Origin of the sequence: Corallococcus sp. CA054B (assembly GCF_003611625.1) — a bacterium.
In the GTDB taxonomy this organism is placed as follows: Bacteria; Myxococcota; Myxococcia; order Myxococcales; family Myxococcaceae; genus Corallococcus; species Corallococcus coralloides.
Map to the genome: position 1 here is coordinate 25,985 of NZ_RAVY01000087.1, position 11,901 is coordinate 37,885.

Genomic DNA, 11,901 nt, shown 5'->3' on the forward strand with positions numbered 1-11,901 from the left:
GTCCCGCTCTTCATAGACCAGATGGTGCGGCCGTGATCGAACGCACTTTCAGGCAGAACGTCCTTGCCCTGGGCCGATTGCGGCGTTGGGGGAGCAAGGGCAGCCCTGGGAGTCCCGGCGCGGCGTGTTGCTGGCTGCCCGCGGGGGCCTTGGGAGTGGTTGCGCATGAGTCTCGTCCTGGTCGCGGATGACGAACCCGCGGTGCTGGAAGTCCTGAGCCAGGTGATTGAGGACCTGGGGCACGACGTGGTGCGCGCGCGGGATGGCGAGGAAGCCCTGTCGCTCGCCCGGGCCCACCGGCCGCGGTTGGTGGTGACGGACCACATGATGCCGCGCATGAGCGGCATGGAGCTGTGCAGCCGGCTGAAGCAGGAGCCGGGGCTGCGCGAGGTGCCCATCATCCTCTTGAGCGCGGTGCTCCAGCAGGGCTCGCCGGATGCGGCCGCGTTCCTCAACAAGCCCTTTGAGATCACCGACTTCGAGACGCTGATCCACGACGTGCTGGAGAAGGCCCCCGCCGCGCCCCCGGAGCCCGCCACGCCCGTGGAGGCGCTGAGCCGGTGGGTGGCGCAGTCGCTCCAGGGCCCGCTGGAGGCCGCGAAGAATGAGCTGCGCGCGCTTCAAGACCTGCCTCCGCCAGGCAAGGGCGCGGTGGAGGCGCTGTGCGCCCAGATCCAATCGCTGGAGCGGGTGGGCCGCTACCTCCAGGACGCCGCCCGGCTGAGCGCGGGCAGCGTGACGTTGCGGCCGGTGGAAGGGGACCTGCGCCAGCCGCTGGAGGCCTCCGTCGCGCGGTGCCGCACCACGGGGCCGGGCGTGCCGGTGGAGGTGACGGTGCCCCCGGAGGCGGTGGGGCTTCGCTTCGACGCGGAGCGCCTGGAGCAGGTGTTCGACGTGCTCCTGTCGAACGCGGCCCGGCAGGGCGGGGTGCGCGTGGAGCTACAGGCGTCCCCTGAGCAGGTGCTGGTGCGCGTGAGCGACCCGGGGCCGGGCATCCCCGAAGCGGAGCTGCCCCGGCTGTTCCAGCCCTTCCCGGAGGGCCCCGCGCGGGGAGAGGCGCTGGGGCTCTACGTGGCGTCGGAGCTGGCGAAGCTGCACGGCGGCGCGCTCTCCGCCGAGTCGCGCCCCGGGCAGGGCGCGACGTTCAGCGTGTCGCTGCCGCGCGTGGCCTGAAGCCTCAGGCCTTCTGCGACTTCAGCATCCAGCCGATCATCTTGTAGAGCAGGCGGGCGCCCACGTTGGCGTCCCACTCGCTGCCCTCCGGGTCGGGGGCCACTTCAGTCAGGTCGAAGCCGACGATGGTGCGGCCCGAGCGCACGACGCCCGCGACGAGCGCGGTGGCCTCCGGGAAGGACAGGCCGCCGGGGACGGGGGTGCCGGTGTTCGGGCACAGCACGGGGTCCAGGCCGTCGATGTCGAAGGACAGGTAGACCTGCTGCGGCAGCTTGTCGACGATCTGCTTCACCTGCTGGTTCCAGGGCAGGCCGTCGAAGCGGTTCTGCTGGAGGACGGCGTCGTAGAAGGCGTGGATCCGGCCGCCGGAGTCCTCGATGTAGCGGTGCTCGTTCTCGCTCATGTCGCGCAGGCCCACCTGGACCAGCGTCTTCACGCCCGGGATGCGCTCGCACACGTTGTAGAAGATGGACGCGTGCGACCAGGTGAAGCCCTCGTACGCGACGCGCAGGTCGGCGTGCGCGTCCAGGTGCAGCACGCCCATGCCGGGGTACTTCTCCGCGTGGGCCTGGATGATGCCGAAGGAGATGGCGTGGTCTCCGCCCACCGCGGCCACGAGCTTGCCCTGCTCCAGCCACTGCTTCGCGGTGCGGTAGACGTGCTCGTTGAGCTTCTCGCTGAAGCCGTTCACGTCCTTGGCGGCGGAGAGCAGCTCGGCCTCGCCGGACTCGATGCCACCGGCCTCGATGACGAGCAGGGCACGCTCCTTGGCGCGTTCGTTCCACGTGTGCAGGTCGGCGGGGGCCTCCAGCATGGCGATGCCGCGCTCGTAGGGGCGGCCGGTCTCCACGTCGAAGAGGTCCACCTGCTTGCTGGCCTCCAGCAGGGCGACGGGGCCGTCGGACGTGCCGCCGCCGTAGCTGGTAGTGGCCTCGAAGGGCACGGGGATGACGACGACGTGGGCCTCGTCGGGAGAGTGGGGGAGGCCGAAGATGCCGGAGCCCGGCTGCGCGGCGGCGGCGGGGTCGAAGTGGGTAGCCATGGCGGCGCAGGATACGGTTCCGCTCCCCGGGCGCAATGGCTTCGGTGGTGCCTGGCGGCAGGGCAGGGAGGAAACGGATGGCGACGCGGAAGAAGGCGGTGGCGAAGCGCAAGGGCGGGCTCACGGTGGACGACGTGCGCGAAATGGCGCTGGCCCTGCCGTCGACGGAGGAGCGCCCCTCCTACGGAACGCCCGGGTTCCGGGTGAGCGACAAGCTCTTCGCGCGGGTGCTGGATGACGACTCCATCGTCATCAAGGTGGATTTCGACCACCGCGAGGCCCTGCTGGATTCCAAGCCAGACATGTTCGAGGTGACGCCGCACTATCAGGACTGGCCCATGGTCATCGTGCGCCTGAGGACCGTGAACCGGCGCCTGCTGGAGGTCCTGCTCGAGGAGGCCTGGCGCCGCTGCGCCTCCGCCAGGGTGCTCAAGGCGCTGGAGCCCGCCTCGGCTGCTCCCAAGCGAGCGGCGAAGAAGGCTCCCGCCCGCAAGCGGAGCGTGTAGCGGCTTCAGTCCCAGCGGACGACGATCTTGCCCACGGTGCCGTTGCCCGCCATCCGCTCCAGCCCGGAGCGGAGCTCCGTCATGGGCAATACGGCATCCACTACGGCCCTCAGCGCGCCGGAGTCGAACAGGGGCAACAGCTGCCGCTCCGCCACCTGCGTGAGCAGCATCTTCTCCTCCGCGGGCCGGCTGCGGAGCACCGTCCCCTTGAGCGTCAGCCGCTTGCGCATCACCGGCCCCAGGTCCAGCTCCGCTCGCGCGCCCGCCACCGAGCCCACCTGCATCAGCCGCCCCCGGGGCGCCATGGCCTTCACGGACTCCGGCAGGTAGGCGCCGCCCACCAGGTCCAGGCACACGTCCGCGCCCCGGCCGTCGGTCGCCTTCAGTACGGCATCCGCGAACACCGGCGGGTTGCTCTCGCACAGCACCGTATGGCCCACGCCCCACTCGGAGGCCCGGGCCAGCTTCTCCGCGCTCCGTCCCGTGCCCACCACCCGCACGCCCATCGCCTTGCAGAGCAGCGCCGCGGCGGAACCCACGCCGCTCGCCACCGCGTGCACCAGCACCGTCTCCCCGGGCCTCAGGTCCGCCTGGAGCACCAGCGCGTCGTACGCCGTGAGGTAGGCCTCCGGCAGCGCCGCCGCGTCCGCGAAGTCCAGGCCCTTGGGCATGCGCAGCACCTCGCGCTCGTGCGTGGTGATGACCTCGCTCCACGCGCCGCCCCCTACCAGCCCCATCACCCGGTCGCCCGGCTGGAACTTCCGCGCGCGTGGGCCCACCGCCACGACCTCGCCCGCGTACTCCAGGCCCGGCACGTCCTGGGGCACGTCGGGCGGCGGCGGATACGCCCCGCGCACCTGGAGCAGGTCCGCCCGGTTCAGCGCGCTCGCCCGCACGCGCACCTGCACGTCGTAGGGCCCCGGCACCGGCTCCGGCCGCTCGTCGAACGCGAGGACCTCTGGACCGCCCGGCTTCGTGATGCGCATGACCTTCATGACCTGCCCCCTTCCGCGAGAAGACCCACCACCGTTACAGCAACACCCTCGTCACCCATCCGAAGTACGTCAGCAGCGTCACGTTGTCGGACACCGGCACCGCCACGAACAGCGCCAGGGGAAAGCCGAACCCCGGCGAATAGACGCGCCCCAGGAGCGCCACCACCGCCGCCGCCATCAACCCGGCCAGGCTCGCGGCCAGCACCTCGCGCGCCACCACCTTCCGGTCCACCTCGCCGTGCGTCACCATCGACGCGGCCACCGCCGTCGTCTGCACGCCCAGGCTCTCCGACAGCACCAGCACCACGGGGATGAAGGCGCTCACCACCACCAGCTCCGCCACCGTGCGCTCGAACAGCCGCGTCGTCGTGGCCGCCAGGAACCCGCCGGCGATGTTCACGAGCAGCCACGGGAAGCGCTTGAGCGCCATGCGCCCCGGCCGCGTCTCGCGCGCCTCGCCCCTGGGCAGGCCCACGAAGCGGTGGGCGCGCAGCTTCTCCAGCGCCTGGGCGACCGTGTCCTCGACGCCCACGGCGGTGAAGTCCCGGGACAGCCGGTCGCCCTTCAACAGCGTGTGAGCGGTCTCCGGAGGCATCTGCACGGGGCCGGGCACGAAACGTCCTGGCCCGCCGGAGCGTCAAGGCTTATCTAGGACTCCATCCGCCATGCCACTCACGCCGTGTCCCATCTGTCAGAAGCCCGTGCCTCCGCGTCCGGAGAACACCTCTCATCCGTTCTGCTCCCGCCGCTGCCGCGCCGTTGACCTGGGCCGCTGGCTGGGTGAGGAGTACCGCGTGCCCGACCGTCAGGCCGAGCAGCAGGAAGACGAGCTCCCCTCCGACGGCGAGCCGCGCCGCCACCACGACGCCTGAGCCGTTGCCGCTGTCCGGCGCTGGAAGATTCCCGGACCGGTCGAACGACTGGGCAGGGGAGCGTGCCGCCGGAAGGCCCTCGCCCATGCGCCCCGGAGGGCAGGGGACGGGCGTGCCGCTGGAGTCGCGGGGAGAGTGACGCTATACCCGCCTGCCGTGAAACGCGCCGTCAACCTCATCGCCAGCCTGCTCGTCACCGTTGCCTTCATGTGGTGGGCCTTCCGTGACACGGACCTGTCCACGCAGGTCGCCAGCCTCAAGGCGGCCAACTACGCGTGGATCCTGCCGTACTGCGTGTGCCTCACCTTCGTGCACATCTTCCGCACGTTGCGTTGGGGGGCACTGCTGTCGGGCCTGGAGCGCGTCCCGTTCCGCAAGCTGAACGAAGCGTCCGGCATCGGCTTCATGATGCTGCTGGTGCTGCCGTTCCGGCTGGGTGAGTTCGCGCGGCCCTTCCTCATCGCCCAGCGCAGCTCCATCCGCCGCAGCGCGGCCATGACGTCCGTGGTGCTGGAGCGCATCGTGGACGGCCTCTTCGTCGCGGCGCTGTTCCGCGTGCTGCTCTTCTTCGTCCCGACGGAGACCCCCGAGGTCCGGTACGTGAAGCTGGGCGCGTGGCTGATGTTCGCCGTGTTCGGTGGCGGCCTGATGTTCCTGCTGTTGGGCCTGTGGCAGCAGGAGCGCACGGTGCGGCTGGTGCGCGCCACCGTGGGCCGCTTCTCGCCGGGCATCGCGGACAAGGTGGCGGACGTCGTGGACACCTTCGTGGGGGCCATGCGGCAGCTCCCCGACCGCAAGCACATCACCCTGTTCTTCCTCTACACGGTCGCCTACTGGGGCGTGAACGGCCTGGGCATGGCGCTGCTCGCGCGCGCCTTCGACTGCTCCGGCGCGGCGGCGGGCACGGCCTGCGAGCCCATGAACCTGACGCTGTTCCAGTCCTACATCGTGATGTGCGTGCTGGTGGTGGGCGTGATGATCCCCGCCGCGCCCGGGATGATGGGCACCTTCCAGGCCGCGACCAAGGTGGGCCTGGGGTTGTTCATGCCCGCCGCGATGGTGAACGCGCACGGGCTCGCCTACGCGAACGTGCTGTGGCTGTGCCAGACGTTCCAGCAGATCGCCTTCGGCCTCATCCTGCTGTCCATCAGCCACATGTCCTTCCGTGAGCTGGCGGGGAAGATGAAGAAGGACGACGACACCGCGGTCACCCGCTCGTCGGTGGCCTGAGGCCTTCCGCCGCTACGGGGCGGGCTGGAGGGCCTGCCCTCCGTCGGTCGCGGGCGGGGACGCGGGCGGCACCTGCTGGGCGCGCACGCTGTTGCGCACCTGATCCGTGACGGCGGCGGGGTCCACGGTGCCCTTGAAGGTGCCGAAGGGCGTCTCGATGCGCTGCTCGTGCTTGCCGTCGGTGCCCGGCGGACCGCACCAGGCCTTGGTGGAGTCCTTCAGCGAAGCCACGGGCGTGCGCACTGCGGTGTGCGTCTGCGTGGTGGACTTGGCCACGAGTACGTGGTCGCGCATCAGCACGCAGTGGTCCTCGTCGAAGTACCAGGCCGTCGAGCCGTCCGTGAACTCCTGCGCCCGCTCCGGTCCCCTGCCCATGGTGTCCGCCACCTGGGCGGCTGTCATGCCGGGGTAGAGCTTCTCGAAGCCGGGGGTGGCGCAGCCGGTGGCGGCCAGCGCGAGCAGTGCGGACAGCAGGGTGGGACGCATCCGGGGCGCGACTCCTGGAAGGAGAGGCGGACGACCCTAGCGTGTTCCTCCCGGAGCGCTCCAGGTGGGGCCTGGAGGCGATGACGGGAGGATTACAGCTCCTGCTCCAGCCAGCGCGACAACCGTTCGCGCAGCGACCGGACGCGGCGGCGGAGCAGGGGGCCGCTCACGACTCGCCCTCTGTCTTGGCGGGCATGCGGCCATACTTGGACAGCAGGTCCTCCACGGCTTCACGCAGGTACTCGCTCTGGTGGATGCGGGTGCGCCGCGCCAGCTCGCGCAGCTTGTGCACCTGCTCCTCGGGAACGAGGACGTGGGTGGAGACGATGTCGGCCTCGGGGCTTCGGACCTCACCGGGTTCCACCGCGGACGGGGACGACGGAGCGTCGGGGCTCAGCGGGCTGGCGCTTCCATCCTGCATCGGGCTTCCTCCAGGAATGCTGCTACAGGCCGCTACCGACCTGGCGTGGGCATTAGGGGGTCGGCCTCTCGTGCCGTCAAAAAAAGGAACACGCGACGGGCCGGGTTGACTTGGAACCCGATGCGCTGTTACTCGCGCATCCACGTAAGGGGAGTAGTTCCCGCCCGGCAGCGAGGGGCGGAGGGGCGCTCGACACACTGGCTGGTGACAGCCCGGGCCCCCATCCCGCGCAAGCGCGCGAGACGAACGAGACCTTCGGACAGGGATTCAACGTTCCCTGGCCGAGGTCCGTCGTGCGCGCTCCTCCCTGAAGCGCTCCACTCCACGACATCCTCCGCGCCAGGGACTGGGATGGGGTGCCATCGTGTCGTTGGAAGCAATCGTCGGTTCGTTCGTGCTCGTCGCCGCCAGTGAGATGGGGGACAAGACCCAGCTGCTGGCGTTCTCGCTGGCGTCCAGATTCCGCAAGCCGTGGGCGGTGCTGGGCGGCATCTTCGTGGCCACGGTGGCCAACCACGCGCTGGCGTCGTCGGTGGGCACGTGGGTGTCCACGCACGTCCCCGCGCGGGTGATGGCGCTGCTCCTGGCGGTGATGTTCCTGGGCTTCGGCCTGTGGACGCTCAAGCCCGACACGCTGGATGACGACGGCGGAAAGCCCCCGCGCTTCGGCGCCTTCCTCACCACGGTGGCGCTCTTCTTCATCGCGGAGATGGGGGACAAGACGCAGCTGGCCACCATGGCGGTGGCCGCGCGCTACCAGGCGCCGGTGCTGGTGACGCTGGGGACGACGGCGGGGATGCTGCTGTCGGACGGCCTCGCGGTGTTCCTGGGCGACCGGCTGTCCGGGCGGGTGAACATGAAGTACGTGCGGTGGGTCACCGCCGCGCTCTTCTTCCTCTTCGGCTTCGTGTCGCTCTGGACGGCCTGGCGCGGCTGAGGCTTCACGAAGGGCCCCGGCGTTCAGGGACGCCGGGGCTTCGGGGGAGCCGCTACTTCAGGCTCGCCGTGTCGATGACGAAGCGGTAGCGCACGTCGTTCTTGAGCATGCGCTCGTAGGCGTCGTTGATCTTCTGGATGGGGATGACCTCCACGTCGGCGGCCACCTGGTGCCTGGCGCAGAAGTCGAGCATCTCCTGCGTCTCACGGATGCCGCCAATCATCGAGCCGCCCAGCTTGAGCCGGCGGGGGATGAGCGAGAAGGCCGCCAGCGGCGTGGGGGCTTCCGGCGCGCCGACGATGATCATCGTGCCGTCCGTCTTCAGCAGGCTCAGGTAGGCGTTGTAGTCGTGCTGCGCGGAGACGGTGTCCAGGATGAAGTCGAAGGACCGGCGCAGCTTCTTGAACGTCGCCTTGTCGGACGTGGCCTCGAAGTGCGCGGCGCCCAGGGCGAGCGCGTCGTCGCGCTTGGACGGCGAGGTGCTCAGCACCGTCACCTCCGCGCCCATTGCCTTGGCCAGCTTCACGCCCATGTGGCCCAGCCCGCCCAGGCCCACGACGGCCAGCTTGCTGCCGGGCTTCACGCCGTAATGGCGCAGCGGCGAGTACGTGGTGATGCCCGCGCACAGGAGCGGCGCGGCGCGGTCCAGGGGGATGCCCTCCGGGATGCGCACCACGTACTTCGCGTCCACGGTGATGCGCGTGGAGTAGCCGCCGTAGGTGGGCTGGCCGTCGTAGTCACGGCCGTTGTAGGTGTTCACCGCGCCGCGGTCGCAGTACTGCTCGTCGCCGTTGAGGCACTGGGGGCACTCGCGGCACGAGTCCACGAAGCAGCCCACGCCCACCGTGTCACCCACCTTGAACGTGGTGACGGCGCTGCCCACCTGGGACACCTTGCCGACGATCTCGTGGCCCGGGACCATGGGGAAGAGGGCGCCGCCCCACTCGTCGCGGGCCTGGTGGATGTCAGAGTGGCACACGCCGCAGTACTGGATGTCGATGAGGACGTCCTGGGCGCGCGGCTCGCGGCGCTCCACGGTGAAGGGGCCGAGCGCGGCCTTCGCGGTGGGGGCGGCATAGGCGGGGGTCGTAGGCAAGGAAGGCTCCTGATGGGGAAACGAAGCAGGGGCGGCAATCTAACGACGCCGGGGCCTTCGTGCCGGAGGGAACGACAGGGGAAGTGGACCTGCCCGGGGAGCATCCGGGAGACTCCGCGTCCATGAGCCAGGAACGTCTGCAGCAATCCCTGTCCGCGGGTCCCCACCACCTCCTCTCCCGCCTGGTCGGCACGTGGGAAGGCGTCGCGCGCACGTGGTTCCAGCCCGACAAGCTGGAGGATGAGTCGCCCATCTCCGGCACCTTCCGGAGCGTGCTCGACGGCCGCTACGTGGTGCACGAGTACACGTCCGCGATGGGCGGCAAGCCGCTGTCCGGGATCGCGACGCTGGGCTACCACCTGGACGGGCGGCAGTTCACCCTGTCGTGGGTGGACACCTTCCACGTCGGCACGGACATCATGAGCCTGCTGGGCGAGCCCGGGGTGAGCGACCGCATCTCCGTCACCGGCAGCTACTACACCGGTGAGCAGACGCCCCGCTGGGGCTGGCGCGTGGACATCGAGGTGGCCGGTCCTGATGCGCTGGTCATCACGCACTTCAACATCGAGCCCGGGGCCGCGCCGCAGAAAGCCATTGAGATTCAGTACAAGCGGCGCGGTTGAGGTGCACACGCCCCGTCAATGGGCCCAGGCGGGGCGTGGCGGCTGCTCATGCCGAATACGTCAAGGATTGCCGGCTAGTAGCCCCAGCAGGCGTCATTGTGGCCGCTGTAGCCCAGGCTCTGGCAGAAGCGGAACGCCGCCGAGCGGCAGTCGCCAAACGGGATCGCCGAGGTGTGCCCGACGGTGTAGTAGTAGTTGATGCCGTCGTTGCACTCCGCGAGACAGTAGTTGTTGCCGTCATAGCCGGTGCACGTTCCGAAGGCGCGGACTTCTCGGTCGTCCGACGATGCGCCGGGGTCGGCCTGTTCCTGGGAGGGCTGCGTGATGGGCTCCGTCGAGCCCTCTTCCGGGGGCATACCACCACAGGCCGTGACGATCGCTGCGGACACCATCAGGGGGAAAAGCTTTGCGAGATGCATGGCGGATCCAGTCTGGCTTCGATGGCCTGAGGGAATGGCAATGCATTCCGTCAGGGCGCTTGGGATGGGCGCACCGCTATTTGTATGTGAAAGACCATGAGACGAAAGTGCGATGCCGCAAGGACTGCCGTCCATTACACAGACGCAAAGCGGCAAAAGTGTGAATTCGTTCAATTCATGGTTTGGCCGGCTGCGGCACCTGCTGGGGCTTCTGCGCCAGGAGCCGCGCCTCGTGACGTCCGGTGTCCGTCCAGTCCTCGGTGAATGAGAGGGACTGGAGCTCCGGGAGCAGGGTGGGCAGTTCACCCTCATCCAGGAGGAAGCGCGCGGACGGGTGCGGATGGCGTTGCAGGTTGCGCCGGGTGGGCTGGGCGAAGACGAACAACCCACCCGGTGCAAGGAGCTTCGGCACGGCGGCCAGGAGGGGCCGCCAGAGGTAGTTCAAGCACACGACCAGGTCGAACGGGCCGGGCGGCAAGGCATCTGTTTCCAGGTCCAGGAGCAGGCGCGTGAGGGGCACGCCCGCGTCGCGCGCCAGGGTTTCCGCCTGCGCCAGCGCCACGTCGGAGATGTCCACGAGGGTGACGTCCAGCCCGCGTCGCGCGAGCCAGCACGCGTCGTGTCCCGCGCCGCCGGCCAGGTCCAGCGCCCGGCCCTTTCGGGGCAGCCGGTCCTCGAGCGAGCGGAGGAAGTCAGAGGGCTCCCGCGTCGCGGTGGCCTGCTGGTACTTGTCGTTCCAGCGCTGGCGATCCTCCTGGGACATGGCTCGGTTCCTCCGGGGGGGCTACTTCTTGTTCATCAGCGCGTTGAGGGACGGGTAGCTGGCGGCGGCTTCGAACAGGCTCGCGGAGTGTCCCTCGCGGAGGAAGGCGGACGCGAGCGCCCCGGCCCGGCCCCAGATGGCCTCCGGGATGGCGGAGCCGGCGCTGAGCCGCCGCACCCCCAGCCGCCGCAGCTCCGCCGGGGCGGGGAGGTCCTGCCGCGCGAGCACGTTCACGGGCAGCGAGGTGCCCCGGGTGATGGCCTGGATCTCGGCCGCATCCGTGACGCCCGCGGCGAAGAGGCCATCCGCGCCGGCCTGCTGATAGCGGGCGGCACGGGCCAGGGTCTCCTCGACGCGGCGCTCGGGCGGCACGAGCTTGCGCAGGTAGACGTCCGTGCGCGCGTTGACGAAGACGTCCACGCCCAGGCGCGCGCCGGCCTGCTTCACGCGTTCAATCTTCGCGGCGAGCAGCTCCGGAGGACCGCTGCCGTCCTCCAGGTTGCAGCCCACGGCGCCCTCGGACAGGAGGCGGGCCACGTTCTCCGCGGCGGTGGCCGGGTCGTCGGAGTAGCCCGCTTCGGCGTCCACGGTGAGGGGGACCTGGATGGCACGGGCGATGGTGCGCACCGTGTGGACGAGCGCGTCCACGGGCAGCGCGTTGCCGTCCGGGAAGCCCAGGGCCCAGGCGATGCCGGCGCTCGTGGTGGCGATGGCCTTCGCGCCAAGGCTCTCGAAGAGGCGGGCGCTGCCGGCGTCCCAGACATTCGGAAGCACGAGCAGGTCAGGGCCCTGGTGCAGTGCGCGGAAGGTGGGGGCGGTGTCGGGACGGGCGGTCATGCGTGGGAGCTCCGGTGACGATGTGAGAGGGATTCAGGCGTGGGTCTGCTCATGGTCGAGCAGCCAGCGTTTGCGCTCCAGGCCTCCTGCATAACCAGTGAGCGAGGCATTGGCACCGACAACGCGATGGCACGGGACGACGATGCTGATGGGATTGGCGCCATTGGCCAGGCCCACGGCGCGGATGGCCTTGGGACGCCCGATGCGTTCAGCGAGCCGGCCGTAGGTGGTCGTCGTTCCCACGGGAATCTCGCGGAGGGCGCGCCAGACCTCGCGCTGGAAGGGCGTGCCGCCGGTCTCCACGGGGAGGGCGGCGATGGCGCCCAGGTCTCCGCGCAGATAGGCCTGGATCGCGGACGTGCGGCCGGCGGGGTCGCGCGCGGGTTCGAGCACGCAGCCGTTCTCGCCGTAGTGCAGGCGCAGGAGCCGGTGCATGCGGGCCTCGTAGCCCTCCCAGTCCAGCGCGCGCAGGCGGCCTTCCTCATCGCAGACGAGGAGCGC

16 protein-coding genes are annotated in these 11,901 nt (G+C 70.2%); 6 read left to right on the forward strand and 10 right to left on the reverse strand.

The window, feature by feature from the left end:
- The first annotated feature begins 165 nt into the window (after positions 1-165).
- Entirely contained in the window at positions 166-1,173 is a 1,008-nt protein-coding gene (locus tag D7V80_RS21400) for a hybrid sensor histidine kinase/response regulator (RefSeq protein ID WP_120589912.1), read from the forward strand.
- 4 nt (positions 1,174-1,177) lie between these two features.
- Here D7V80_RS21400 and D7V80_RS21405 read toward each other — a convergent pair whose 3' ends face one another.
- Complete coding sequence (locus D7V80_RS21405; protein WP_120589913.1) at positions 1,178-2,215, reverse strand: agmatinase family protein; 1,038 nt, start codon at positions 2,213-2,215, stop codon at positions 1,178-1,180.
- A 77-nt stretch (positions 2,216-2,292) separates the two neighbouring features.
- Between D7V80_RS21405 and D7V80_RS21410 the strand changes: the two genes are divergently transcribed.
- On the forward strand, positions 2,293-2,721 hold the full coding sequence (locus tag D7V80_RS21410; protein WP_120589914.1) for an MmcQ/YjbR family DNA-binding protein: 429 nt from the start codon (positions 2,293-2,295) through the stop codon (positions 2,719-2,721).
- 5 nt (positions 2,722-2,726) lie between these two features.
- Here D7V80_RS21410 and D7V80_RS21415 read toward each other — a convergent pair whose 3' ends face one another.
- Positions 2,727-3,716, reverse strand: a complete 990-nt coding sequence (locus D7V80_RS21415) for an NAD(P)H-quinone oxidoreductase (RefSeq protein WP_120589915.1) — start codon at positions 3,714-3,716, stop codon at positions 2,727-2,729.
- Between the two features lie 34 nt (positions 3,717-3,750).
- Positions 3,751-4,329 carry a magnesium transporter gene (locus D7V80_RS21420; protein ID WP_120589916.1) on the reverse strand — a complete coding sequence of 193 codons (579 nt, stop codon included), beginning with the start codon at positions 4,327-4,329 and terminating at the stop codon, positions 3,751-3,753.
- 52 nt (positions 4,330-4,381) lie between these two features.
- Here D7V80_RS21420 and D7V80_RS21425 point away from each other — a divergent pair, with 52 nt between their 5' ends.
- Complete coding sequence (locus D7V80_RS21425) at positions 4,382-4,588, forward strand: DNA gyrase inhibitor YacG (protein WP_120589917.1); 207 nt, start codon at positions 4,382-4,384, stop codon at positions 4,586-4,588.
- A 156-nt stretch (positions 4,589-4,744) separates the two neighbouring features.
- A complete protein-coding gene (locus D7V80_RS21430) occupies positions 4,745-5,818 on the forward strand; it encodes a lysylphosphatidylglycerol synthase transmembrane domain-containing protein (RefSeq protein ID WP_120589918.1) in 1,074 nt (357 codons plus the stop codon).
- A gap of 12 nt (positions 5,819-5,830) precedes the next feature.
- Here D7V80_RS21430 and D7V80_RS21435 read toward each other — a convergent pair whose 3' ends face one another.
- Positions 5,831-6,304 carry a hypothetical protein gene (locus tag D7V80_RS21435; RefSeq protein WP_120589919.1) on the reverse strand — a complete coding sequence of 158 codons (474 nt, stop codon included), beginning with the start codon at positions 6,302-6,304 and terminating at the stop codon, positions 5,831-5,833.
- Between the two features lie 166 nt (positions 6,305-6,470).
- A complete protein-coding gene (locus D7V80_RS21440; protein WP_014396286.1) occupies positions 6,471-6,725 on the reverse strand; it encodes a ribbon-helix-helix domain-containing protein in 255 nt (84 codons plus the stop codon).
- A 370-nt stretch (positions 6,726-7,095) separates the two neighbouring features.
- Between D7V80_RS21440 and D7V80_RS21445 the strand changes: the two genes are divergently transcribed.
- Complete coding sequence (locus D7V80_RS21445; RefSeq protein WP_120589925.1) at positions 7,096-7,662, forward strand: TMEM165/GDT1 family protein; 567 nt, start codon at positions 7,096-7,098, stop codon at positions 7,660-7,662.
- Positions 7,663-7,714: 52 nt separating this feature from the next.
- On the opposite strand, the gene D7V80_RS21450 is transcribed toward D7V80_RS21445, so the two are convergent.
- Entirely contained in the window at positions 7,715-8,758 is a 1,044-nt protein-coding gene (locus D7V80_RS21450) for an NAD(P)-dependent alcohol dehydrogenase (protein ID WP_120589920.1), read from the reverse strand.
- Between the two features lie 122 nt (positions 8,759-8,880).
- Here D7V80_RS21450 and D7V80_RS21455 point away from each other — a divergent pair, with 122 nt between their 5' ends.
- On the forward strand, positions 8,881-9,381 hold the full coding sequence (locus tag D7V80_RS21455; RefSeq protein ID WP_120589926.1) for a DUF1579 domain-containing protein: 501 nt from the start codon (positions 8,881-8,883) through the stop codon (positions 9,379-9,381).
- Positions 9,382-9,455: 74 nt separating this feature from the next.
- On the opposite strand, the gene D7V80_RS21460 is transcribed toward D7V80_RS21455, so the two are convergent.
- The 4 genes from D7V80_RS21460 to ogt form a co-directional block, all read right to left on the reverse strand.
- Positions 9,456-9,773, reverse strand: a complete 318-nt coding sequence (locus tag D7V80_RS21460) for a hypothetical protein (RefSeq protein ID WP_147447168.1) — start codon at positions 9,771-9,773, stop codon at positions 9,456-9,458.
- Between the two features lie 202 nt (positions 9,774-9,975).
- Positions 9,976-10,563 carry a bifunctional 2-polyprenyl-6-hydroxyphenol methylase/3-demethylubiquinol 3-O-methyltransferase UbiG gene (locus D7V80_RS21465; protein ID WP_120589922.1) on the reverse strand — a complete coding sequence of 196 codons (588 nt, stop codon included), beginning with the start codon at positions 10,561-10,563 and terminating at the stop codon, positions 9,976-9,978.
- Between the two features lie 21 nt (positions 10,564-10,584).
- On the reverse strand, positions 10,585-11,400 hold the full coding sequence (locus D7V80_RS21470) for an isocitrate lyase/phosphoenolpyruvate mutase family protein (RefSeq protein ID WP_120589923.1): 816 nt from the start codon (positions 11,398-11,400) through the stop codon (positions 10,585-10,587).
- A 33-nt stretch (positions 11,401-11,433) separates the two neighbouring features.
- A partial coding sequence (gene ogt / locus D7V80_RS21475) for a methylated-DNA--[protein]-cysteine S-methyltransferase (protein ID WP_120589924.1) occupies positions 11,434-11,901 on the reverse strand: 468 nt, incomplete at its 5' end.